General features: G+C 70.8%; 16 protein-coding genes and 2 pseudogenes. 10 read left to right on the top strand and 8 right to left on the bottom strand.

All coding sequences use genetic code 11. The features are described from left to right. Nucleotides 1-38: 38 nt before the first annotated feature. The 3 genes from OHT21_RS13130 to OHT21_RS13120 are packed head-to-tail and all read right to left on the bottom strand — an operon-like array spanning nt 39 to nt 4,422. Nucleotides 39-1,061 (bottom strand): ABC transporter ATP-binding protein, encoded by a 1,023-nt coding sequence (locus OHT21_RS13130; RefSeq protein WP_328768443.1) that lies wholly within the window; start codon nt 1,059-1,061, stop codon nt 39-41. Further along, the gene (locus OHT21_RS13125; RefSeq protein ID WP_443050630.1) at nt 1,058-2,905 is read right to left on the bottom strand and encodes an ABC transporter permease subunit; all 1,848 of its coding nucleotides are present in this window, start codon (nt 2,903-2,905) and stop codon (nt 1,058-1,060) included. The genes OHT21_RS13130 and OHT21_RS13125 overlap by 4 nt, the downstream gene beginning before the upstream one ends. 26 nt (nt 2,906-2,931) lie before the next feature. Further along, nucleotides 2,932-4,422 carry an ABC transporter substrate-binding protein gene (locus OHT21_RS13120; RefSeq protein ID WP_328768442.1) on the bottom strand — a complete coding sequence of 497 codons (1,491 nt, stop codon included), beginning with the start codon at nt 4,420-4,422 and terminating at the stop codon, nt 2,932-2,934. 198 nt (nt 4,423-4,620) lie between these two features. On the opposite strand from OHT21_RS13120, the gene OHT21_RS13115 reads away from it, so the two are divergent. The 3 genes from OHT21_RS13115 (at nt 4,621) to OHT21_RS13105 (ending at nt 9,488) form a co-directional block, all read left to right on the top strand. Next, nucleotides 4,621-5,004 carry a metalloregulator ArsR/SmtB family transcription factor gene (locus OHT21_RS13115; protein WP_328768441.1) on the top strand — a complete coding sequence of 128 codons (384 nt, stop codon included), beginning with the start codon at nt 4,621-4,623 and terminating at the stop codon, nt 5,002-5,004. Next, the gene (locus tag OHT21_RS13110; RefSeq protein ID WP_443050357.1) at nt 5,001-5,501 is read left to right on the top strand and encodes an SRPBCC family protein; all 501 of its coding nucleotides are present in this window, start codon (nt 5,001-5,003) and stop codon (nt 5,499-5,501) included. The genes OHT21_RS13115 and OHT21_RS13110 overlap by 4 nt, the downstream gene beginning before the upstream one ends. A 333-nt stretch (nt 5,502-5,834) precedes the next feature. Next, nucleotides 5,835-9,488 (top strand): SpoIIE family protein phosphatase, encoded by a 3,654-nt coding sequence (locus tag OHT21_RS13105; protein WP_328768440.1) that lies wholly within the window; start codon nt 5,835-5,837, stop codon nt 9,486-9,488. A 15-nt stretch (nt 9,489-9,503) separates the two neighbouring features. On the opposite strand, the pseudogene OHT21_RS13100 reads toward OHT21_RS13105, so the two are convergent. Both OHT21_RS13100 and OHT21_RS13095 read right to left on the bottom strand, forming a co-directional pair. Further along, nucleotides 9,504-9,947 (bottom strand): annotated as a pseudogene (locus OHT21_RS13100) (PucR family transcriptional regulator); the annotation flags it as partial. Nucleotides 9,948-10,502: 555 nt separating this feature from the next. Then, nucleotides 10,503-11,339: pseudogene (locus OHT21_RS13095) on the bottom strand (PucR family transcriptional regulator); the annotation flags it as partial. A 179-nt stretch (nt 11,340-11,518) separates the two neighbouring features. Between OHT21_RS13095 and OHT21_RS13090 the strand changes: the two are divergent. Then, nucleotides 11,519-12,445, top strand: a complete 927-nt coding sequence (locus tag OHT21_RS13090; RefSeq protein WP_328768439.1) for a proline dehydrogenase family protein — start codon at nt 11,519-11,521, stop codon at nt 12,443-12,445. A gap of 253 nt (nt 12,446-12,698) precedes the next feature. Next, a complete protein-coding gene (gene pruA / locus OHT21_RS13085) occupies nt 12,699-14,330 on the top strand; it encodes an L-glutamate gamma-semialdehyde dehydrogenase (RefSeq protein WP_328768438.1) in 1,632 nt (543 codons plus the stop codon). 90 nt (nt 14,331-14,420) lie between these two features. Here pruA and OHT21_RS13080 read toward each other — a convergent pair whose 3' ends face one another. Further along, complete coding sequence (locus OHT21_RS13080) at nt 14,421-16,337, bottom strand: glycoside hydrolase family 97 catalytic domain-containing protein (RefSeq protein WP_328768437.1); 1,917 nt, start codon at nt 16,335-16,337, stop codon at nt 14,421-14,423. Between the two features lie 184 nt (nt 16,338-16,521). Then, nucleotides 16,522-16,794 (bottom strand): type II toxin-antitoxin system Phd/YefM family antitoxin, encoded by a 273-nt coding sequence (locus OHT21_RS13075; protein WP_328768436.1) that lies wholly within the window; start codon nt 16,792-16,794, stop codon nt 16,522-16,524. 17 nt (nt 16,795-16,811) lie between these two features. Between OHT21_RS13075 and OHT21_RS13070 the strand changes: the two genes are divergently transcribed. Further along, a complete protein-coding gene (locus OHT21_RS13070; protein WP_328768435.1) occupies nt 16,812-17,360 on the top strand; it encodes a GNAT family N-acetyltransferase in 549 nt (182 codons plus the stop codon). A 256-nt stretch (nt 17,361-17,616) separates the two neighbouring features. Further along, nucleotides 17,617-17,745: a hypothetical protein gene (locus OHT21_RS13065; RefSeq protein ID WP_328768434.1), complete on the top strand. Its 129-nt coding sequence runs from the start codon at nt 17,617-17,619 to the stop codon at nt 17,743-17,745. A 102-nt stretch (nt 17,746-17,847) separates the two neighbouring features. On the opposite strand, the gene OHT21_RS13060 is transcribed toward OHT21_RS13065, so the two are convergent. After that, nucleotides 17,848-19,449, bottom strand: a complete 1,602-nt coding sequence (locus OHT21_RS13060) for a purple acid phosphatase family protein (RefSeq protein WP_328768433.1) — start codon at nt 19,447-19,449, stop codon at nt 17,848-17,850. Between the two features lie 236 nt (nt 19,450-19,685). Between OHT21_RS13060 and OHT21_RS13055 the strand changes: the two genes are divergently transcribed. From OHT21_RS13055 to OHT21_RS13045, 3 genes are all read left to right on the top strand, one after another. Next, nucleotides 19,686-20,726 carry a 3-isopropylmalate dehydrogenase gene (locus OHT21_RS13055; protein WP_328768432.1) on the top strand — a complete coding sequence of 347 codons (1,041 nt, stop codon included), beginning with the start codon at nt 19,686-19,688 and terminating at the stop codon, nt 20,724-20,726. A 242-nt stretch (nt 20,727-20,968) separates the two neighbouring features. Beyond that, nucleotides 20,969-22,057 (top strand): branched-chain amino acid aminotransferase, encoded by a 1,089-nt coding sequence (locus tag OHT21_RS13050; RefSeq protein WP_328768431.1) that lies wholly within the window; start codon nt 20,969-20,971, stop codon nt 22,055-22,057. Between the two features lie 230 nt (nt 22,058-22,287). Beyond that, nucleotides 22,288-23,544, top strand: a complete 1,257-nt coding sequence (locus tag OHT21_RS13045; protein WP_328768429.1) for a TolB family protein — start codon at nt 22,288-22,290, stop codon at nt 23,542-23,544. The last annotated feature ends 297 nt before the right edge of the window (nt 23,545-23,841 follow it).

Genomic DNA, 23,841 nt, shown 5'->3' with positions numbered 1-23,841 from the left:
GAGGGGGCTCGCGCCTTGGGTCACTTGGTGCACTTGGCTCACACCGACTCCAGGAACAACTCGGCGGGGTTGTCGGGCAGTTCGCGCCAGTGGTGGCAGGCGATGGTTCGGCCGTCTTGGGTTTCGGGTGCGGGTTGCTCCGTACGGCAGAGGGTCGCGTCCGCTAGGGGGCAGCGGGGTTCGAAGGCGCAGCCTGTGGGGAGGGCGGTGGGGGCGGGGGGTGCGCCCGCGATCGCGGGGAGGCGTCGGAGCCCCGTGCTCCTGACGGGGTGCGCCTTCGGCAGCGACGCCAGCAAGCCCGCCGTATAAGGCGCCCGAGGCCCCGCAAAAACCTCCTCCACCGGCCCCTCCTCCACCAACCGCCCCGCGTACATCACCAGCATCCGGTCGGCGTGGTCCCGTACCGCCGCGAGGTCATGCGTGACCAGGACCAGAGCCGCGCCCGCGTCCCCCGTGCGGCGGGCCAGCAAATCCAGGACCTGCTTCTGCGTTTCCGGGTCCTGTGCCGTCGTCGGTTCGTCGGCTATGACGAGGTCCGGCTGGTGGAGCATCGCCATGGCGATGACTGCGCGCTGGCGCATGCCGCCGGAGAACTCGTGCGGGTACGCCCGTGCCTTGTCCGGTGCGATGCCGACCTCCTCCAGCGCGGCCACCGCACGGGCCCGCGCCTCCTTGCGGGAGACACCGTCCACGGACCGTACGGCGGCGGCGAGTTGGTCGGCCACCTGGTGTACGGGGGAGAGGGACGAGAGCGCGTCCTGGGGGACGAGCGCGACGCGGCGGCCCCAGAGGGCGGAGCGTACGGAGCGGGGGGCGTCGACGAGTTCGTCCGCGCCCAGGCGGACGCTCCCCGTCACCGTCGCACCGCGCGGTGGCATGCCCAGCAACGCCCGCGCCGTCAGCGACTTGCCCGCGCCCGACTCGCCCACCACGGCGAGGACTTCGCCCTCGTGTACGTCGAAGGAAAGGCCCCGTACCGCTTCGACTGCGCCGAAGGAGATGCGCAAGTCCCGTACGGAGAGGAGGACTTCGGTACTCGGCGTATTGCTCGGTGTGGTCATCGGGCGGGCTCCTTGAGAGACACCTTGGGCGACTCGTTCGGCAACTCCATGGGTGGCTGCTTGGGGGAACGGAGCGAGGCAAGAGCGACAGCGAACCGGCCGCGCCCCGAAGCCGAACCGGCCGAAGCCCCGGCCCCCGCGCCCCTCGCACCGCCCTCCGCATAAGCCGCCAACGACACCGCCAGCCCCGCCATCATCGCCAGCGCGACCGCCGGAGCCAGCGCCGCCCACGGGGCCCGTTCCACGTACGCGCGGGACTCGTCCAGCAGCAGCCCCCACTCCGGAGCGGGCGGCTGGGCGCCGAGCCCGAGGAAGCCGAGCGAGGCGAGGGCCAGGGCGATACCCGGTAGGCGCAGGAGCGCGTGGCGGCTGACCGGAGCCGCCACGGAGGGCAGCACGTGACGCGTGAGGATCCACCACGGGGTGGCGCCGATGGCCCGTTGGGCGTGCAGGAACGTCGAGGCGCGTACCTCCTGGACCAGTGCCGCCGCGTGCGCCGACAGCGCAGGCCAGGAGATCACGGCCACCGCGAACGCCGCGCCCCCCGTGCCGGGCCCCGAGACCGCGGCGACCAGGATGCCGGCGATGACCGGCGGCAGCGCGTTGGCGATGTCCGCGGCCCCGGACGCCACGGACGGCACGAAGCCCAGGGCGAGTGCGAGGATCAGGCCGACGAGGCAGACCGCGGCGGCCGTACCGACCGTTGACGCCGCCCCGTGCCCGAGCCGGGCCAGCACGTCACGGCCGAGACCGTCCGTGCCGAGCGGGTACGCCCAGGACGGGGCCTGGAGGCGTGCGGTCGTGTCCACGGCGTACGGGTCGCGCAGCAGGCCCCAGCCGATGCAGGTCAGCAGTACGACTCCGAGCGCCACCGGAATGGCCGGGTGCGCGCGGACCGGACGAACCGCGGGCAGCGTCAGTCCCGCGTCCCGCAGCGCCGGGCCCAGCATCTGGCGCCGTACGAGAGCCGCCAGCGCGCCCGCGATCAGGCCCAGCGTGAGCAGTGCGAGGACCGAGCCCTGGAGCAGCGGCAGGTCCTGCGACTTGGCCGCCCCCAGCGCCGTACGACCGATGCCCGGCACCGCGAACACGACCTCCACGGCGACCGCCCCGCCCGTGAGACCGACGGCGACCATGCCGAACTGCGGTACCAGCGGCGGCAGTACGCGACGCAGCGCGGCGGCCGAGATACGTGCCTGACGGACCCCGGCACCCCGCCACAGCTCCACACACCGCTCGTCGAGCACGGCGGGCAGCGCGTCGGCGACCAGGCGGCCGAGCAGACCTCCCGCGGGGATGCCCAGGGCGAGGGCGGGCAGCACCATGTACTGCGGGCCGACCCAGCCGGAGGTCGGCAGCCAGCCCAGCCACACCCCGCCGACCAGCAACGCGAGTGTGGCGAGCAGGAATTCGGGCAGCGCGACGATCATCGCGGCGAACGCCCCTGCCGACCCCCGGGCGCGTACGAGCACGGGCGCGACCAGGGCACAGGCGACCAGCAGCCCGACGCCGAGGGCCGCGCCCATCAGGGACAGTGACACCTGGAGACCGGCCACCACTGACGGCAGTACGTCGGTGCCCGACACCCACGAGGTGCCGAGGTCGCCGCGCAGCAGCCCGGAGGCCCAATTGCCCAGCAGGGAAAGGGGACCCGCGTCCAGGCCGAGGTCCGCGCGGATCGCGTCCAGCGCTTCCGGGGTAGCCTCCTGCTCGGCGGACCGGGCGCGCAGCACGGTGAGCGCGGGGTCGCGGCCGGAGAGCCAGGGGAGCAGTCCGACGGTGGCCAGGACGGCCACGAGGCAGCCGATCCGGGTGATTCCGGCCCGGCCGCTCGGTGTCCCCACCGCCTTCAACAGGCGTGCCACGAGCGTCACTTGACGTAGGTGTCCTTCGTGATCAGCTCACGCTCACGCGGGTCGTGCGCGACGTCCACGACGCCCGCCGCGTCACCCTGGATGACCCGCTCGTGCAGCATCGGGATGGCGCCGTCGGTGGCGAGCACCGCGGCCTCCGCCTCGATGACGGCCTTCCTGCGTGCGTCACCGGACTTCATCCCGGAGGCCTTGTCCAGGGCCGCGTCGACCGTCTTGTCCGACAGCTGGGAGATGTTGAAGGAGCCCTTGGAGCCGAAGTCGCTGTACAGGTACGCGGCCGGGTCGCCGGAGTCGAGCACGGTCGCCCGGGACAGGATGAAGGCGTCGAACTTGCCCGCCAGCGCGTCGGATTCGATGTTCGCGTACTCGCGCACGTCCAGCTTCACCTCGAACCCGGCCTTCTGCAGCTGCTGTTGCAGTGTCTGGGCCACCTCGGGGAGCTCGGCGCGGTCGGTGAACGTACCGATGGTGATGGTCTTCCCGGCCGGGTCACCGGCCTTGGCGCGCTTGACCGGCGTACGCAGGTCGGCGGCCCACGGCAGAGCGGGCCCGAGCAGGCCCTTCGCGACGTCGGCGCGGTCCTCGTACACACCCTTGACGATCGACTCGGCGTCGATGGCCTCGCGGGCGGCGGCCCTCAACGCGGCGTCCTTGAAAGGACCTTCGGAGGTGTTCAGGTACAGGGTGTTGGTGCGCGGCATCGGCACCTCGGTGATCTGGTCCTCTTCGAGCAGAGAGGCCTGCGAGACCGGTACCGCCTCGACGACGTCGGCCTCTCCGCTGCGCAGGGCGGCGGCGCGGGCGGTGCCGTCCGGCACGAACTTCACGTCGATTCCGGGGGACTTGGCCTTGCCGCCCCAGTAGTCGTCATAGCGGTCGAGGGTCGCGGAGGAGGTGCCGTTCACCTTCTTCAGCTCGAAGGGGCCGGTGCCCGCGCCGAGGGGGTTGACCGTCTTCCCCTTGTACGCCTTCGCCGACAGGATCGACAGCTGCGGCGAGCTCAGCCGCTGCGGGACGAGTGGGTCCTCGGTGGCGGTGGTGACGGCGACCGATTCGCCCTGGGCCTTCACGGTCAGGTCCACACCGTCGAGGATGCGGGGCTTGGGGGAGGCGCCGGCGGCCTCGGTGAGCGACCGTACGACGGCCTCTGCGGTGAGCTTCGTACCGTCGTGGAAGGTCACGCCGTCACGTATCTCGAAGGTCCAGGTCTTGCCGTTCTGCTGCCACTTGGTGGCGAGCGCGGGTTCGGCGTCACCTTCCACGTCGAGCTTGATGAGCGTCTCGGCGGTCGACCAGCGGGACAGCTTGAACGCGTCGTCGGACAGCGGCGAGAGCCCGGAGCGCGGCGGCAGCATGTGCGCGACGCGTACCCGCTTCTCGCCGCCCTCGGCGGAGCTGTCCGAAGCCGCTCCCGAGAAGCAGCCGGTGAGCAGGGCGGAGGCGGCGGCGACCGCGGAGACGGGGAGAAGGCGGGCGGGCAGACGCACGGGACCCTCCGGTAAAGGGGTGGTCAAAAGGGGTGGTCAGGAGACGTATGCATGACCGTAGCATGATGACAATCGTTTTCAGTAATCCCGTCCGAAATTCAACCTTCGGTGGGCTGAACTGTGGCTGATCTCTGATTGGCCTCTGCGTCAACGGCCGGTCTCTGGCCAACGCGTAACCCAGCGGTTACGCTTCTGGGTGTGGACGAACTGACCGAGGTGGCCGTAGCCGTCGCCGATCCGGTGCGCCGGGAGATCCTGGTCATGCTGCGCCACACCCCGCTGACGGCCGGCGAGATCGCCGCGCGGTTCAGCATCAGCCGGCCCGCGGTGAGCCGTCATCTGCGGGTGCTGCGGGAGAGCGGTCTGGTGCGGGACGAGCAGGTCGGACGGCACCGGCGTTACTCGCTCGTCCGCTCCCGGCTGGGCCAACTGGCCGCGTGGCTCGGCCAGTTCGACGACCGGCGCCCGGACTGGGCCACGCGCCTCGCGGCCCTAGACACCGAAGTGCACCGCACGCGCCGGGACCGCGGCCGGGCGGCGCCCGCCGACACCGCGCACCACTCCAGGGAGGACACGGCATGACTGACATGACCCCTGAACCCACCGGGCGGCTCGTACCCACGCCCACGGGATACGACCTGATCCTCACCCGCACCTACCGCGCCCCCGTCGCCGGCGTGTGGGCGAGCGTCACCGAGCCGGAGCGCACGGCCCGCTGGTTCGGGCCGTGGCGCGGCGCGGCGGGGCCGGGTCGCACCATCGAGGCGCAGATGGCCTTCGAGGACTCGGCACCCTGGATGCCGATGCGCATCGAGGCCTGCGAACCGCCGCACCGGCTCGCCGTCACCACCGAGGACGAGGCCGGCGTCTGGTCCCTGGAACTGCTCCTGGCCGAGACCGACGGCACCACCGAACTGCGCCTGATCCACCACCTCGCCTCCACGGACGACCTCGGCTCGACCGGCCCCGGCTGGGAGTACTACCTGGACATGCTCACCGCCGCCCGCACGGAGGGGCCCCGCCCGGACTTCGACGACTACTACCCCTCCCAGAAGGCCTACTTCGAGTCTCTGGCCTGAGTCGTCGCAGGCCATTTGCAGGATCCGCGACTTCGTACGCGCACGGGGCTGCGAGTCGATGATCGTTGCCGTTGCCGTTGCCGTTGCCGTTGCCGTTGCCGTTGCCGTTGCCGTTGCCGTTGCCGTTGCCGTCGCCGTCGCCGTGCGGCTGCAGGCGTACACTGCTGGATAAATCTGCTCTTAATTGTTCTTACCTTGCAATTCGGGCAGAAGTGCAGTCAGCACCGTCGGGTCCGGCGTCCGGTCTGCCCGAGGGGTCCGCAGCGAGTGGCCGTCTTCCGCAGTCTTGGGGGCGCGGGCAGATCACGTAGGCGCCAGGAGGAAGATGTCTCGATGACCTGGCCCGATGACCCGCGCACCGCGGCGGCCCGGGTGTTCGCCGAGGGCGGCGCGTTCGGCGAGCTTCTGGCAGGGATCGACTGGGCGGCGACGCCGCTCGGGCCCACCGTCTCCTGGCCGGGGCCCCTGGTGGACACCCTGCGCCTCATGCTCACCTCTGAGCATGCGATGGCTCTGTACTGGGGGGCCGAATTCGCCACGCTGTACAACCAGGGCTCCACACCCATTGTCGGCGCCAAACACCCCTGGGCGCTCGGCAGGCCCTACAAGGAAGTGTTCCCCGAGGTCTGGGCCCACCCCGTGAGCTCCCACTTCCACCATGTGACCGGCACCCGCAAGCCCCTGCTGGTCCCGAATGAGCTGCTCATCATGGAGCGCCACGGCTTTCTGGAGCAGTGCTACTTCGACTCCGCCTTCCAGCCCGTGCTGCTGGACGACGGCACCGCCGGCGGCGTGCTGCAGATCCTCACCGAGACCACCGGCCGGGTACTGGGCGAGCGCAGGCTGCGCCTGCTGAGCGAGACCGGCACGCGCACGGCCGGGCTGCCCACCCCGGGGGAGGTCGCCCGCGTGGTCGCCGAGGTGGCGGGCTCCTACCCCGAGGAGATCCCGTTTCTGGGCCTGTACCTGGCCTCCGAGCCGGGGATGCGGCGGCCGACGGCCTCCGCCGGGCTCCCGTCGGCGCCCGAGACCGGCTCGCCGAGTGCGGCCGATGGGTCGGAGGTGGCGGCCCGGCTGGCGCAGGTGGTCGACGACGGCGCCCCGGCCACGCTGCCGGCCGCCGCGTTCACCGGCGGCAGCACGGCCGGGCAGCACGCCGCGGCCACCTGGATCCCGGTCAAGGAGGCGCTGGCCCTGCCGCTGCACGGCGCGGGCCAGGTGGAGGGGGTCCTGGTGGTGGGCCTCAACCCTTGCTTCCCACCGGCCGGGACCTACCACGACTTCCTGGAAGTGCTCGCCTCCGCCGTGGCCGGGGCGCTGTCGGCCGGCCTAGCGCATGAGTCGGCCGCGCTCGCGCACGAAGAGCAGCGTCGGCGGGCGGAGGCGCTGGCCGAGCTGGACCGGGCCAAGACGACCTTCTTCGCCAACGTCAGCCACGAGTTCCGCACCCCGCTCACCCTGCTCCTGGGCCCGCTCCAGCAGGCCCTGGCCGACGAGGACCGGCCCGAGCGGCGCGAGCAGTTGGAGCTGGCCGAGCGCGGCGCCCTGCGCCTGCTGAAGCAGGTCAACACCCTCCTGGACGTCGCCAGGGCCGAGGCCGGGCAGACGCGCCCGGCCCTCGAACCGGTCGACCTCGCCGGTGCCACGGCCGATCTGGCCGGGGTGTTCCGCTCCGCCTTCGAGGCGGCCGGGCTGACGCTGGAGGTGGACTGCCCGCCGCTGCCCAAGCCGGTGCCCCTGGACCGGGAGATGTGGGAGAAGATCATCCTCAACCTGCTCAGCAACGCCCTGAAGTTCACCTTCACCGGGGGCGCCCGAGTGGAGTTGGTCGCAGCCGGTGACCGGGCGCGGCTGACCGTGACCGACACCGGCACCGGCATCCCCGCGGACGAGCTGCCGCGCCTGTTCGAGCGCTTCCACCGGGTCCGCGGCGCCCGCTCCCGCTCCCACGAGGGCAGCGGCCTCGGCCTGGTGCTGGTGAAGGACCTGGTGGAGGCGCACGGCGGCACCGTCGGCGTGGACAGCCGACCCGGCCAGGGCACCACCGTCACCGTGGACCTCCCCTTCGCCGCCGCCCACCGGCCGCGCCCGGCCCCGCCCGCGGCCGGCGCCGGATCCCCCGGGGAAGCCCCCAGGGAAGGCGGAGGCGGCCGGACCGGCCGCGCCGCGGCATTTGTGGACGAGGCGCTGGGCTGGCTGGCGGCCACGCCCGTCCCCGCCGCGGGCACGTCTGCTCCCGCCGCGGGCACGTCTGCTCCCGCCGCGGGCACCTCTGTCCCCGCCGCGGGCACGTCTGCTCCCGCCGCGGTCACCTCTGTCCCCGCCGCGGGCACCTCCGCGGCACGCACCCCGCAGGCCCTCGCGACCCACGATGCCCCCGACGCCCCCGGCCCGTACGAAACCGACCGCCCCCACCGGGCCCGCCTGCTGGTCGTCGACGACAACGCCGACATGCGCGCCTACCTCACCCAGCTCCTGCAGCCCGACTACGACGTGCTGCTCGCCGCCGACGGTCTGGCCGCCGTGGAGGTGGCCCTTGCGCAGCCGGTGGAACTGGTGCTCAGCGACGTGATGATGCCCCGCATGGACGGCTTCGAGCTGGTCCGGGCGCTGCGCGCCGACCCGCGCACCGCCCGCCTGCCCATCGTCCTGCTCACCGCCCGCGCAGGCGAGGAGGAATCCGTGCAGGGCCGGCACGCCGGCGCCGACGACTACCTGGCCAAACCCTTCTCCGCACGCCAGCTCCTGGCGCGCGTCCGCACCGGGCTGGAACTGTCCCGGCTGCGCGAACAGGCCCTGACCGAGACGCGCAACCAACTCGCCATGCTGGCCTCCCTGGCCGACGCCGGCCTGCGGCTGGCCGACACCCTCGACCCGGACCAGATACTGCGGACCGCCGGCCAGATCCTGCTGCCCGACTTCGCCGACCAGATCAGCATCCACCTCACCGCCACGGCACCCGACCCGGCGCAGTCGCCCCCGGCACACATGGCAGGCGCATCCCTTCTTGCCCACGAGGACCTGGCCACCGCCGCCACCCATGCGATCAACGGCACCGCCCCCGCCCCGGCCGGCCCGCCCCCGGCGCCCGCCGCCGTGCTGGCCCTGCCGCTGCACGCCCACGACCAGCCGCTGGGGGCCCTGGTACTGGTCCGGCACACCGGCGCGTACTCAGCGGTCGAGCACAAGTATCTGGAGAACCTCGCCAGCCGCCTGGCCCTGGCCTACGACAACGCCACTCGGTACCACAACGAGCGCCGCCTCGCCCTGACCCTGCAGGGCGCCCTGCTGCCCTACCGCCTGCCCCGGGTGCCCGGGGTGCGCCTGGCCACCCAGTACCGGGCCAGCAACCGCGGCGCCGAGGTCGGCGGCGACTGGTACGACGTGCTCGCCCTGCCCGACGGCGCCGTGGGGCTGGCCATCGGCGACGTCATGGGCCACGACGTGGAAGCCGCCACCGTGATGGGCCAACTCCGCTCCGCCCTGCACAGCCTCGCGATGGAGGGCGCCGGCCCGGCCCAGGTGCTGACCAGGCTGGACGCCTACCTGCAGTCGCTCGAAACCGACCGCTTCGCCACCTGCCTGTACGCGGTCTACGACCCCCACCGTCACCGTCTGCGTTACGCCGCGAGCGGGCACCCGCCGCCCCTGCTGGTGGCCGCCGACACCGCCTACCTGGAGCTGCCCCCGGCGCTGCCGCTGGGACTGGGCAGCACCCCGGTCCACCGCGAGGTGGCGTTCCCGCCCGGCACCAGCCTGCTGCTGTACACCGACGGCCTGGTGGAGAACCGGGCACTGTCCCTGGACGACGGCTTGGCGGCCCTGCGCCAGACCTGCGGCGCGTTGCCCGCCGCCGCCCGAACCGACCCCCAGCAGATCACCGAACGGGCCCTGGAGCTGCTGAACACCCCCGACAGGGTCGACGACGACGCCGCCCTGCTCGCCGCCACCGCCGAACCATCGCGTCGAACCGGTGTCGACCAGTAAAGATCAGAGGCGGAATCAGAGGCGGTGCGCCTTCAGCGTCATGTGCAGCAGAAGGCGGTCTTCGCCGTCGTCCAGGTCCAGACCGGTGAGCTGTTCGACGCGCGAGAGCCGGTAGTAGAGGGTCTGGCGGTGGATGCCCAGGTGGGCCGCCGTACGGCCCGCCTGCCCCGCGCAGTCGAGGAACGCCTCGGCGGTGCGGGCCAGTTCACGGTGCGCCGGGTCCAGCAGGGGGCGTACGACGGGGTCGTGGGCCGCCTCCGCGGGCAGCGCCGTCAGCAGGCGGTACGGCCCGATGGAGGCCCACTCGGCGATCGGGCCGAGCCCCGGTTCGGCCAGCGCCGCACCGGCGGCGGCCGAGGCCTCCTGCCAGGCGACGCCCAGCTCGGCGAGGCCACTGCGGGGCGCCGCGATTCCGGCCGCCGGGCCGCTGGAGGCCTCCCGCGTACCCGCTGCAGGGCCGCCTGAGACGTCCCGCGCCGCGTCCGCCCGGCCTCCTGAGGCCCTGCGGGTTCCCTCCGCCGGACCGGAGGTTCCTCGTGCTCCCGCCGCCGGGCCGCCCGAGGCCTCCCGCGTCCCGTCCGCCCGGCCACCCGGGGCCCTGCGGGTTCCCTCCGCCGGGCCAGAGGTCCCTCGTGCTCCCGCCGCCGGGCCGCCTGAGGCCTCCCGCGCCCCGTCCGTCGGGCCGCCTGCGGCCGCCCTGCGGGTTCCCTCCGCCGGACCGGAGGTTCCTCGCGTTCCCGCCGCCGGGCCGCCCGAGGCCTCCCGCGTCCCGTCCGCCCGGCCACCCGGGGCCCTGCGGGTTCCCTCCGCCGGGCCAGAGGTCCCTCGTGCTCCCGCCGCCGGGCCGCCTGAGGCCTCCCGCGCCCCGTCCGTCGGGCCGCCTGCGGCCGCCCTGCGGGTTCCCTCCACCGGACCGGAGGTTCCTCGCGTTCCCTCCACCGGACCGGAGGTTCCTCGCGTTCCCGCCGCCGAGTCGGCGTTGGCACCTCGCGGTCCTGCCACCTGGCCGTAGGCCCCCGTCGTTCCGGCCACCTCTCCGGAGGCACCCTGTGCTCCCCGGCCGGAGGCCCCCCGCATCCCCTCCGCCTCCCTCAACAGCCGCGCAGCCGCCGAAGTCGCCGGAGTCAGCACCGTCGACGAGCGCAGGCGCACCAGCAGGGCCAGGCTCTGGCCGGTGGTGCCCCACGGGACCGTGCACAGGGCCGTCGCCCCCGGGATCGTACGGACCGAAGGGGCGTCGTCCGGGTCGGCGGACGGCCAAGGGGTCACGCAGACCACCGTGTGCAGGCCCTCGCCTCGAATGCCCAGAGCCGTGCGGAGTTCCGCCACCGCCATGTCCCGTGGCCAGCCGCGTTCGGCGGTCAGGACGGCGCGCAGCTCACGGGTCAGGTCTGCGCCCGCCTGGGCCTCGTCGGCGAGGAGGTCGCCGATCCGGGCCGTCACCTCCATGGCCGCGTCGAGCTGCTCCTCGCTGGGGCCCGGTTCGTCGGCGAGCAGCCATACGTAACCGAGGACGAGCCCCCGATGACGTACCGGAAGGCACACCCGACCCCGATACACCCCGGCCTCCGGCGTCGGCGGGATACGGACCGGTCCTGTGGCATGGGCGATGCCGAAGCTCTCGAACCAGGTGCGGACCGCCGTGGTGGAGCGGCGGGTGAGGATCGAGCGGGTCCGCACGGGATCGAGGGCGGACTCGTCGATCTCGACGTCACTGTCGTACGCGCCGAAGGCGATCAGCTCGAAGTCCCGGTTCTCCAGCGTCGCGGGGGCGCCGAGGAGCTCCGAGATCTCGTCGACCAGTTCCTGGTACTCGCCTTTCGCCTCGTTCACTCGGGCATTCTCCCGCATTTCCCGCGCTCTTCATACAGATGTCTGAGATCCAGGGCACGGATGCGTGACGTCTGTCGATGGCCCACGATCGGAGGGATCCTTAAGTTTCACGGTGGTTCTCCGCGCCGTCGCCGCTCCGTTCACCCGCGAACGTTCGGCTACGGCCCCCTGCTGGTCGCTGTTGTGGAGGTTGCCCCGTGTTGGGACCCGTGATTCTCGCCGCCTCGCGCAGCGACAAGATGCGCCGGCTGGTGTCGGCGGCCCCGGTGACGAAGCCGGTCGTCCAGCGGTTCATCGCCGGTGAGGCGGTCGACGACGTCGTACCGGTCGTCAAGCACCTCACCGACCGTGGCCTCGAGGTCAGCCTGGACGTGGTCGGCGAGGACATCACCACACCCGAACAGTCCACTGCGGCGCGCGACGCGTACCTGAAGCTGATCGACCACCTCGAAGGCCTCGGCCTGGGCGAGCGGGCCGAGATGTCGGTCAAGCTGACCCTGTTCGGGCAGGCGCTCCCTGGTGGCCATGAGCTGGCGCTCGCCAACATCCGCCCCGTCGTCGAGGCCGCCGCGCGCATCGGTACCACCGTCACGCTGGACGCGGAGGACCACACCACCCTCGACTCGATGTTCGCCATCCACGAGGAGCTGCGGAAGGACTTCCCGCAGACCGGCTGCGTGATCCAGGCCTACCTGTACCGCACCGAGGCCGACGCCCGCCGTCTCGCCGCGAACGGCAGCCGCGTACGTATCGTGAAAGGGGCGTACAAGGAGCCCGCGTCGGTCTCGTTCCAGAAGAAGGCCGAGATCGACAAGGCGTACGTCCGCATCCTGAAGATCCTGATGGAGGGCGAGGGCTACCCGATGATCGGGTCCCACGACCCACGCCTGATCGCCATCACCCAGGAACTGGCCCGGCGCGTGGGACGCAAACTGGACGACTACGAGTTCCAGATGCTCTACGGCATCCGCGGCGAGGAGCAGACCCGGCTCGCCGCCGAAGGGCACCGCGTACGCGTCTACACGGCTTACGGCACCGACTGGTACGGCTACTTCATGCGCCGGTTGGCGGAGAAGCCGGCCAACCTGCGCTTCTTCGCCCGCTCGATCCTCACCAAGGGATGACGCTGTGGGTGGGCGGCAGCTGTCGACATCCGGGTGCATCCCGGGTGACGGCAGCTACCGCCCGACGGTCGACTGTGTCGACCCGGTTTTCCGGAAAGGAGTTACGGAAAACGTGACTCCGCCCCCGTGGGGGCTTCTCACTCGCACGCCGCAGCGAGCTCATGACGGTCAAGCCCTGACCGCCGCCCAACATACGTACACAACTTCGGCTCTCGTGGGCCGAAGGCCGGCATTCACTCGGAAGAGGTAGCTCATGGACGCTGTGACCCAGGTCCCCACCCCCGTCAACGAGCCGGTGCACGGCTACGCCCCCGGCTCTCCCGAGCGCACTCGCCTCGAGGCCAAGCTCAAGGAGCTGGCCGAGAACCCCATCGACCTGCCCTGCACCATCGGCGGCGAGAAGCGGATGGGCGGCGGCGAGCCGTTCCAGGTCGTGCAGCCGCACAACCGCAAGGCCGTGCTCGGCACCTTCCGCAACGCCACGCAGCAGGACGCGCAGGACGCGATCGACGCGGCCCTGGCCGCCGCGCCCGCCTGGCGCGCCATGTCCTTCGACGACCGCGCCGCGATCATCCTGCGCGCCGCCGAGCTGCTGTCCACGACGTGGCGCGAGACGCTGGCCGCCTCCACGATGCTCGGCCAGTCGAAGACCGCGCAGCAGGCCGAGATCGACACCCCCTGCGAGCTGATCGACTTCTGGCGCTTCAACGTCAAGTACGCCCGTGACCTGCTCGCCGAGCAGCCCGTGGCCAACTCGACGGGCGTCTGGAACCGTCTCGACCACCGCCCGCTGGAGGGCTTCGTCTACGCGATCACGCCGTTCAACTTCACGGCGATCGCGGGCAACCTGCCGACCGCGCCCGCTCTCATGGGCAACGTCGTCGTGTGGAAGCCGTCCCCGACGCAGACCCACGCGGCCGTTCTCCTCATGCAGCTGCTGGAGGAGGCGGGCCTGCCCAAGGGCGTCATCAACCTGGTGACGGGCGATGGTCTGGCGGTCTCGGAGGTCGCCCTGAACCACCGTGACCTCGCGGGCATCCACTTCACGGGCTCGACGAAGACGTTCCGTCACCTGTGGAAGACGGTCGGCGCGAACATCGACAAGTACCGCACGTACCCGCGTCTGGTCGGCGAGACGGGCGGCAAGGACTTCCTCGTCGCACACCCCTCCGCAGACCGCGCCGTGCTGAAGACCGCGCTGACCCGGGGCGCCTTCGAGTACCAGGGCCAGAAGTGCTCGGCGACCTCCCGCGCGTACATTCCGGCCTCCATCTGGAACTCCGGTTTCAAGGAGGAGTTCGCGGCCGAGGTCGACGGCATCAAGATGGGTGACGTCACCGACCTCTCGAACTTCATCGGCGCCGTCATCGACGAGCGCGCCTTCGCGAAGAACAAGGCGGCCATCGACCGGGCCGCCGAGGACCCGAAGTGCACGATCGTCGCGGGCGGTTCGTACGACGACTCGGTGGGCTACTTCGTCCGCCCGACCGTCGTCGAGTGCTCCGATGCGGCCAACGAGGTCTTCACGACGGAGTACTTCGGTCCGTTCCTCGCGGTGCACGTCTACGCCGACGAGAAGTACGAGGAGATGCTGACCCAGATGGAGTCGGTGTCCGACTACGCGCTCACGGGCGCCGTCATCGCGAACGACCGCGCGGCGGCGGCGTACACGGCGGAGAAACTCCGCTACGCCGCCGGCAACTTCTACATCAACGACAAGTCCACCGGCGCCGTCGTCGGCCAGCAGCCCTTCGGCGGCGGCCGCAACTCCGGCACCTGCGACAAGGCCGGCGCCCCCCAGAACCTCCAGCGCTGGACCCTCACCAGGGCCGTCAAGGAGACCCTGGTCCCGCCGACGGACTACACGTACCCGCACATGGGCTGATCCCTCGCCGGCCCAACAACCGCCCCCGCTCCGGTACTTCGGAGCGGGGGCGGTGTCGTATCGGTCTATCGGTCGTGTCGATCGGCCCGGTCAGCGGTCGCAGGTCGTGCGGCCCGGTGACCAGCGGCAGGCGAGGGCCGCGAAGCCGCCGTCCGCCACGACCGGGACGGTGATCGTGTCGCCACCGCGGACGACGCGCGGCTCCCGGACCAGGCCCGACGGGCCGTCGGTCACGGTCTCCACGAGCCACTTGCCCGCGCCGAGACGCATCGGTACGTCCACGTCCTGGGCCGCGCCCGCGAACGTACCGCCGATGAACCAGCGGCCGTCCGGCGCTTTCCGCGCGAGCACCGCGGACCGGGCCGGATCGCCGGTGAGCAGGCGGGTGCCCTCCCAGCCGGTGGGAAGCTGCTCCAGGTAGCGGCGGGCCTCGGGGCGGGCCTCGTACGACTCCGGGGTGCCCGCGAGGTTCTGGATGCCGGACTCGTAGAGGACGCTCAGGCCCAGCTCACCCGCGTCCGAGTTCACGTTGGGGCGGTACGGGCGGTGGAAGGCGCCCGGGGTGAAGTCCATGGAGCCGATGACGTTGCGGGTGAAGGGGAGCGCGGCCAGCTGCGCCGCCGTGTTGTTGCGCTTCTCCTCGCCGCCCACGCCCTCCAGTGTCATGACGTGCGGCCAGGTGCGCTGCATGCCCTTGGGGATCGTGGAGCCATGGAAGTTGACCATGAGGTGGTGCTTGGCGGTGTCCTCCAGCGCCTCGTCGTACCAGCGCATCCGCTCCTGCGACTCCGAGTCCATGAAGTCGATCTTCACGCCCTTGACGCCCCACTTCTCCAGTGTGGAGAGCCACTTCTCGCGTTCGGCGGGGTCGGTGAGCAGGGTGTAGTGCAGCCAGACCTGGATCTCGACGCCGCGTTCCTTGCCGTAGCGCACGAGCTCGGGCATCCAGTTGTTCGTCTGCCAGTCGGGGTCGATGACGTCCCACTCGCCGGGCTTGTAGTACCAGCCCGCGTCGACGACCTCGTACGGCCAGCCGCGCTCGGCCGCGTAGTCGACGTACTTCTTCTGAGCCTCCAGGCTCTGCCCCGCCTCCTTGCCGCCCGCGAGCCAGGTCCACAGCGCCGGGCCCGGCTTGATCCAAGAGGTGTCGCGGATACGGGACTTGGGCGCGAGGTCATCCGTGAACGTCGACTCGGTGACGGTCGCCAGGTCGCCGGTGACGACCGCGCGCCAGGGTGTGGTGAGCGGGCCGTCCGTCTGGACCGGCTCGTTGTTCCACAGACTCACACCGTACGTCGGCGAGTTGGCCGCGTGGCTGAGCTGGGCGCCCGCGTAGTCGCCGGTCAGGTCCGACTCGGCGACCAGGGCGTAGCCGCCGTCCGTCTTGAAGAGGCCCTGCATGGAATACGTGCCTTCAGGCGCGGCTGCTGCCGACTCGTAGCGGACGAAGGGGAGTTCGTTGTCCGCGCGGTAGCGGTTGATGACGGCTTCGGTGGTGGCGGGGAAGGTGAAGGCGGAGGCCTCGCGTACGACGTCGCCGTGGTCGCCCGGCAGGACGTACCGGTAGGCGACGCCGTCCCGGGCGACCCGCGTCAGCAGGTCGATGCGGGCGCCGTCTGCTGTACGGAACCGGAAGCGGGACTCGGTCATCCGGGCAACGCGCTGGTGGGACTTGCCGGTTGGGATGGTGTAGCGCTCGTTGATCGTGCGGTCGCTGCGGCCGGCGAAGGTCAAGTCCTTGGAGAAGTCGGCCTGTTCGGTGACGAGGCCGAGCGGGGACGGTTCGAGGACCGTACGGCCGGCGCGTCTCACGGTGAGCGTCGGCCGTCCTTCGTCGAGAGCCACCACGGCCGTGGGGGAGCCGTGCGGGCCGCGGACCTGCCAGGACGCGGGGGCCGCGGAGCCTTCGGGCGCCTCGGCGCGAGCGGGCAGCGCCGCCGTGGCGGTGGCGAGCAGTGCGGAACAGAGCGTCAACACGATGGTGCGGGCCCGGACTTGGACCGCCATGTGGAACCCCTCCTGTCACAGACATCGGATGACTGTGAGCGTGAAGGGGCTCAGGAGGGGTGTCAAGGAGTCTGACAGCAATAGACATCGGATTGCTGATGAGAGGTTCAGTACCAGGGAACCCGCTTCGTCAACGGGTTGACGCGTGGACTCCCGGCAAGTCGTCGAAGGCCGCGGAGTCGGGTCACGCCGTGCCCAGTTCATCCGTCGTGCCCACGCGCCCGGACAGCACATCCTCGGCGTAGTCGTCGTCCACACGGTGCGCGGCGAGGAACTCCCTCAGCGCTGCGCCGTTGCCGACGGGTGCGGGTGCGGGTGCGGGTGCGGGTGCGGGTGCGGGCGCCAGAATGGCCAGCCTGCGGCCGCCTCTCGTGATCACGATGGTCTCGCCGTGCTCTGCACGGTCGAGTACGGAAGTGAAGTTCCGGGAGACATCGGTTGCCGTCATCGTCTTCATGGAATCAGAGTGACGCGATGACCACCCGACTGCGTACCGCTCACACGGCCGATCTCGCCCCCGCAGAGCTCCGCGCCGTCCGCACCCTCCTGGACGACGCCTTCGAGGGCGACTTCAGCGAGGAGGACTGGGACCACACGCTCGGCGGCGTCCACGCCCTCGTGTACGACGACACCGGTCTCGCTGCGCACGGCGCGGTCGTCCAGCGCCGCGTGCTGCATCACGGCCGCTCCCTGCGCACCGGTTACGTCGAGGGCGTCGCGGTCCGCGCGGACGTCCGGCGGCAGGGGCTCGGCGGGCGGGTGATGGCTGCCCTGGAAGGGGTCATCGACCGTGCGTACGCACTCGGTGCGCTGTCCGCCACGGACGAGGGCGAGGGCCTGTATGCCGCTCGCGGCTGGCAGGAGTGGCCGGGACGGATCCACGCCTTCAGCCCGGACAGCCCGGACGGAATCGTGCACCTCCCGGACGAGGAGATCTGGCTCTTCCTCCGCCCTGTCCCCGCCGGTGCGCTCGACCCCGCGTACGAACTCGTCTTCGACTGGCGTGACGGTGACGTGCTCTGAGCGGATCGGGGATCGTCGCAGGTCAGCGAGGTGTGCCCCATTCCGCTGTCTCAGATAGTAGGAAGTCCGAATAATTGTGGAGACAGACGCTCCGTCCTCGCTTAGCTTTGTAGGAGCCGAACGTCTCGCTCGATCAAGCGAATGGCGGTCGCGAGCCGGAGCCCTAGGCAGGCAACCCCTGCGGCCCGCTCGCCCGCCCACCCGGCGTCTCGTAACCCTTTCCGCACTCCGTGCCGCCATAAGGAGTCGATTTCCCATGGCCGAGACGACCGCCCGCCGAGTCCGTCGCATCTCCCGTACGAGCGAGTCCGACCGTAAGAACGCCGCCGCCGCGCTCCAGCGCGCCCTCGACCGCAGGGACAACGGCGGCGAGACCGGCCACTGACCCATCGAGCCGTCGATGGGCCACTGAGCCCTCGAGTCGTCGATGTGCCGCTGAGCCCTCAGCTTCCGGGAGCCGCAACCCGTAAGTGGTGCGGCGCGGGCCTCAACTGCCGCGCCGCACCTCGAAGTAGTCGACGCGCCCGCCGTTCTGCGCGAGCGCCGACACCTTGAGCTTCGCGGACGAGCCGGTCTCCGCCTCGATTGCGAGGAACGAGAAGCCGGTGTATCGGACCCGGGACCACTCCACGGTCTCGGGGCGCTCCGACTTCCCCTTGGTCCAGTGGAAGCTGTCGACCGACTCCCGGTCGTTCACCTTGCCCTCGTAGCTGTCCTTCACCCCGTCAGGGAAGCCGTACAGCTTCTTGCCGGCGCCGCCCGCGGTGACGTACACGGTCCCGTCGCGCGTCGGATCGGTCGAGGCGCCCACGGGCACGCGCTTGCCCACCTTGCCGTCCTTGATCGCGTCGGTCCGTTCGTAGACGTGGTTGTGCCCGTTGATGACCAGGTCCACCTGGTGCTTGGTGAACAGCGGCAGCCAGGCGTCGCGCAGACCGCCGTCCGAGGCGTGCGTCGCCGTCGAGTACATGCAGTGGTGGAAGAACACCACAATGAAATCAACGGACTTGCGCAACTCCCCGAGCCGCTTGTCCAGCCACTCGCTCTGCTTCCCGTCCGAGTAGCCGAGGTTGGCGGGAATCTCGTACGAGACGTCGTTCGCGTCCAGCGCCACGATGCCTACATTGCCGTACCTGAACGAATAGACGCCCGGCGATTTCTTCGGATCGAAGCCGTTGTCGGGGAGTGACCAGCGGGCCGCCTGGCCGCCGTAGCCGTCGGGGGAGTACCAGGCCTCCATGTCGTGGTTGCCGGTCGTCACCATCCAGGGCACGGACTTCGCGACCGACTCGGTCTGCGCGAGGAACTGGTCCCAGACCCGGGCGTCGTACGTGTCCGAGTCCTTTCCATGGCCCGTCGTGTCCGCGTAGCAGATGTCGCCCGCGTGGAGGTGGAAGGACGGGTTCTGGCCGAGGATCACCTGGTCGCTGGCGAGTGCGTCGTAGCTGACGCCCTGGTCGCCGAAGGCCGTGAACACGAACTGCTCGGGGCGCGCGGGCGCCGTACGAAACGAGCCGATCGTCGACAGGCGTTCGGCCGACGTCGGGTCGAAGCCCTCGTGGCCGACGCCGTAGTAGTACGTCGTGCCGGGCTTGAGGCCGTCGAGCGCGGCGTGGAGGTAGTACTGCTCGACCGCGGGAAGCTTCTTCGACAGGGACGGGGTGCGCAGGTCCCGGACCTCGGCGTCGATCCTGCGGCTCAGATCCCAGGGCTTCGAACCCACCCGTACATAGGGCTTCTTGACGGCGAAGGGCACCTGCCAGGAGATCCGCATCTGCGTCTTGGGGTCGGCGCCGAAGGCCAGATGGCGGCCGAAGGGGGCGACCGCGGAGCCGGGGACGCGACCGGTGGCGGGATGCGTCACCGGTGCGGACGTCGTCCGCGCGGGGCTCGCCGAGTCGTCGCCCGTACAGCCGGACAGGAGTCCCGCGCCCGCGAAGGCGCCCGCGGTCACCAGGGCTCGTCGCGACAGTCTCGCCCGCAGGTACTCGTGCTGCTCGGCCATGCTCATACGGCGGGCCAGCTGCTCGGGGATGCCGACGTTCGGGACGGGGTGCTCGGGCGGTGACCCGCCGGGTGGAACAGTCATGGTGGGAAAACTGCCCAGCGAGCCCCAACACAGGCCTGACTTCTGGTTGAACGGAGATTGACGGGCCGATGCGGCGTCACCCGTCGGGTCGTCAGCCGTCGGCTCGTGGAAGGGCCGTAGACGGGCCGTAGACGGGCCGCCGACGGGTCCAGATGGGCCGTACGTGAGTCGTACATACGTGTCCGTATCGCGGACGTCCCGTGTCATCCCGTGGGATGGAGGAGTAGGGTGCCGACATGTCTCGCAGCCTCAATCTCGCAGTGATCCCCGGTGACGGCATCGGCCAAGAGGTCGTGGTCCAGGGGCTGAAGGTGCTCTCCGCCGTCCTTCCGCAGGATGTGAAGCTGGAGACCAAGGAGTACGACTTCGGCGCCAAGCGTTACCACGCCACCGGTGAGACCCTCACCGACGCCGACCTCGACGCCCTCAAGAAGCACGACGCGATCCTGCTCGGCGCGATCGGCGACCCGAGCGTCCCGTCCGGCGTCCTGGAGCGCGGCTTCCTGCTGAAGCTCCGCTTCGCCTTCGACCACCACGTCAACCTGCGTCCGTCGAAGCTGCTGCCGGGCGTCGCCACCCCGCTCGCGGGCCAGCCCGAGATCGACTTCGTCGTGGTTCGCGAGGGTACCGAGGGCCCGTACACCGGCAACGGCGGCACCATCAGGAAGGGCACCCCGCACGAGGTCGCCACCGAGGTCTCCGTCAACACGGCCTTCGGTGTCGAGCGCGTCGTCCGCGACGCCTTCGCCCGCGCGCAGGCCCGCCCGCGCAAGAAGCTCGCGCTGATCCACAAGAACAACGTGCTGACCTTCGCGGGTCACCTGTGGACGAACATCTTCAACAAGGTGGCGGAAGAGTTCCCCGAGGTCACCACCGAGTACATGCACGTGGACGCGGCGACGATCTACCTCGTCACGCAGCCCGAGCGCTTCGACGTGATCGTCACCGACAACCTCTTCGGCGACATCATCACCGACCTCGCCGCGGCCGTCTCCGGCGGCATCGGCGTCGCCGCGAGCGGGAACATCAACCCCTCCGGCGAGTTCCCGTCGATGTTCGAGCCGGTGCACGGCTCGGCGCCCGACATCGCAGGCCAGGGCAAGGCCGACCCCTCCGCCACAGTCCTGTCCGTCGCCCTCCTGCTGCGTCACCTCGGCTACGAGACCGAGGCCGCCCGCATCGAGGACGCCGTCTCCGCCGACCTCGCGGAGCGCGGCACCACGACCCGTACGACCGACGAAATCGGCGACGCGCTCGCCGCCCGAGTATCCGGCTGACCCGCCGGAACTCCTCGAGCCGCCGGGTCGCTTCCGCACCCGGCGGCTTTTCCTGTGCCCCGCCGGGTGCCACCATCATCCCCTGGGCCGCATTCACACCCATATCCTCCACGGCTCCGTTCACGCGATAATCGAACGCGGAGCCGCGGATTGAGGGAAAGCTCGGACGTCCTAACACTGGCCATCGGCCAGTATGGGCGTGAGCGCGGCCCGTACTGACAACCGGTGAAGGACAACCACTCATGACGACGCCCACGATCGAGCTCAAGCCCTCCGCGCACCCGCTCTCCGACGCGGAGCGGGAGGCGATCCTCGCCAACCCCGGGTTCGGCCGCCACTTCACCGACCACATGGTGACGGTCAAGTGGACCGAGGGCCGCGGCTGGCACGACGGGCAGCTCGTGCCGTACGGGCCGCTCTCCCTCGACCCCGCGACCAACGTCCTGCACTACGCGCAGGAGATCTTCGAGGGACTGAAGGCCTACCGGCAGCCGGACGGCTCGGTCGCCACCTTCCGTCCCGAGAAGAACGCCGAGCGTTTCCAGCGGTCCGCCCGCCGCCTCGCCATGCCGGAGCTGCCCGTCGAGACCTTCATCGAGGCCTGTGACCTGCTCGTCCAGCAGGACAAGGCATGGGTGCCGGCGCACGGCGGCGAGGAATCGCTCTATCTGCGCCCGTTCATGATCGCGACCGAGGTCGGTCTGGGCGTGAAGCCCGCGAACGAGTACCTGTTCATGGTCATCGCCTCCCCGGCCGGCGCGTACTTCCCGGGCGGCGTGAAGCCCGTCTCGATCTGGGTCTCCGACGACCGTGTGCGCGCCGTCCCCGGCGGCATGGGCGACGCCAAGACCGGCGGCAACTACGCCGCGTCCCTGCTCGCACAGGCCGAGGCCGCCGCGAAGGGCTGCGACCAGGTCTGCTACCTCGACGCCGTCGAGCACAAGTGGGTCGAGGAACTGGGCGGCATGAACCTGTACTTCGTGTACGGGAACAAGATCGTCACCCCGACGCTCACGGGCTCCATCCTGGAGGGCGTCACCCGCGACTCGCTGCTCTCGGTCGCCGCCGACCTCGGCTTCGAGTCCGAGGAGGCCCGCATCTCCATCGACCAGTGGCGCGACGACACCGCGAACGGCAGCCTCACCGAGGTCTTCGCCTGCGGCACCGCCGCCGTCATCACCCCCGTCGGCACGGTCAAGTGCCACACGGGCGAGTGGCAGCAGAGCGGCGGACAGCCCGGCGAGGTCACCGTCAAGCTGCGCGAGGCGCTGCTAGACATCCAGCGCGGGGTGAGCGAGGACAAGCACGGCTGGATGCACAACCTCGGCTGAACTTTGCGGTGAAGCCCAGTTGGTCCCCGCTCTCCTCAACTGGAGGGCGGGGACCGGCCGTTCACCCTCCCGGAACACCGATCACCTGACGCGCACGGACGCCTGACACACCGTCCAGGTTGTACGCAAACCGTCTGATTGACCCCGTACCGCTGATGCGTTTGTATCCCTGTGGGCCCCGGCACTGGGCCGGGGGAAACAGTGACCAACGGGGAAAACCGGGGGAGTTCATGAGCAGAGCCATGCGTGCCGTGTCCGTTGCGGCGATCGCACTGAGCACCATCGCGGTAAGCGCCACCACGGCGTCGGCCGCGCCGCGTCCGGACATCGAGCGAGTCACCGTGTCGGCCACCGGCGAGCAGGGGGCGGGCAGCTCGTCGGGGCCGTATCTGAGTGCCAACGGCCGCTACGCCGCGTTCGGATCCGATGCGCCGAACCTGGTGCCGGGCGACACGAACGACGCCGAGGACGCATTCGTGCGCGACCTGCGCACGGGCCGGCTGGAACGCGTCAGCGTCGCGACGGACGGCACCCAGGCCGACCGCGGGACCAAGCCCGCGGCCATCAGTGCCAACGGCCGGTACGTGGTGCTCGTCTCGACGGCCACGAACCTCGCCGACTGGACCGAGCCGTCGGTCGACTGGGCACAGGACGTGTACGTCCACGACCGCGCCACGGGCCGTACGGAACTGGTCAGCAAGACACCGAAAGGCGTGTCCTCGTACGCGAACGGATCCGCGGCGATCTCCGACGACGGACGCCACGTGGCCTTCAACGCCCGGCCCAGCCAGATGGAGACCGGCGACCAGCCCATCTATCCCGCCGTCTATGTCACCGACCGCCGCACCGGCACGATCGAGCGGATCACCAACCGCGCTCATCCGGGCCGGGGCTCGTACCACCTCGACATGAGCGCCGACGGCCGGTACGTGGCGTACTCACAGAACGACGTGCGCGGCGGAACGGGCCTGCTGATGGTGCACGATCGCCGCACGGGCGTCGAGGAGCAGGCCAATGTCACCCCGGACGGGTCCCCGGCCGCGCGGTTCGCCGTCGACCCGTCACTCTCGGCGGACGGCCGGACCGTCTCCTTCGACTACACGGGTGACGACCTGGTGGCCGGCGGCGCCGCGAACACGAACGCCTACGTACGCGACCTGAGGACGGACACGACCCGGGGTGTCGTCCATGACGGCGAGGGCGGCGCGGGGCTCTTCGGGTCCCAGCTCAGCGACGACGGCCGGTACGTCGCCTACACCTTCGTGGCGCCGCAGGGCGAGGAGAACGTGTACGTACGGGATCTGCGCACCGGGACGTCCCGGCTCGCCAGCGAGTCCGTCACGGGCGGCCCGGTCACGGACGGCGAGGTCTACGTCACGTCGTTCGGTGGCGGCGGCCGGTTCCTCGGCCTCGGGAGCGACTCCGCGCAGCTGGTGCCGGACGACACGAACGGCAGCTCCGACGGCTTCGTCCGGCGCCTGCGCTGAGTGACGTGACGTTCGCATACTGAGACACCCGGTGAACACGGGGGCGGTCTGTGCCAGACTGCCCCCGTGCTCTCGTTCGCCACGATTATTGGCAGCAGGCGCGCCGGTCCGCAGTGACCGCCCCGTACGACCACGTACGGGCGGACACCGTCGTCCTCGACCCGCGCGCAGACCTCTCGCACCCGCGAGGGGTTTTTCTGTTTCCCGGCCCAACCGCAGCCGGGGCCGGAGCGCGAGGATTATGAGGACGGTGGAGCCGGTCATTCCGGTAGACCGCATCCCACACAGGAGCCAGTA

This window comes from Streptomyces sp. NBC_00286, assembly GCF_036173125.1.
Lineage (GTDB): Bacteria > Actinomycetota > Actinomycetes > Streptomycetales > Streptomycetaceae > Streptomyces.
This window is presented reverse-complemented; position numbering and strand designations above follow the sequence as displayed.